Source organism: Halorubrum tibetense, assembly GCF_042661865.1.
GTDB classification, from domain to species: domain Archaea; phylum Halobacteriota; class Halobacteria; order Halobacteriales; family Haloferacaceae; genus Halorubrum; species Halorubrum tibetense.
The window spans coordinates 1-510 of record NZ_JBHSWW010000743.1 but is presented as its reverse complement, the minus strand read 5'-3'; the positions used below and the strand labels follow the sequence as shown (position 1 = coordinate 510).

Annotated in this window: 1 protein-coding gene; it reads right to left on the bottom strand. The window is 52.2% G+C overall.

The features are described from left to right. On the bottom strand, positions 1-481 hold a 481-nt coding region (locus tag ACFQEU_RS18070; RefSeq protein WP_379784412.1), incomplete at its 3' end, for a TonB-dependent receptor domain-containing protein. Positions 482-510: the final 29 nt, after the last annotated feature.

Sequence of the window (510 nt, the reverse complement as noted above, 5' to 3'; positions counted from 1 at the left end):
ACAGCGCAGCCTGCACATAGAAGCCAGCCAAGCGCGCCTTAGCTTCAAGCTCCATGCCCTTCAGCGTTGAGATGCCTTGCTGTTGCGCCACATTGGCGGGCAAGCTATTAGGGTTAGGCAAGTTGGATATTTCGATATCGAAGTAAGCTAGCGTAATCAGCGCCGGCACAGACTCGGGCTCGTACTTGATGCCTGTTTCATACTGGCGACTCTGTTCAGGCTTTAAATGATCGCCATGGGTATCTACACCTATTACCGGCTTGAAGGACTCGGCATAGCTGATATAAGGCGCAAAACCATTATCGAAGTGATACAGCAGCCCGGTACCAAAAGACGTAGCCTGATCAGTTTGTTCACTGCTGCCGACATCGTTGCGCACATCGTCTTGACGCACCCCCAGTGTAACTCGCCAATTACCGAAGCTGATGTGATCGTTCAGATACACACCCAAATCTTTCACCTGCTGCTCGGGGTTGTCCACGTACAAGGCGTCCATGATGGCCTGATCGG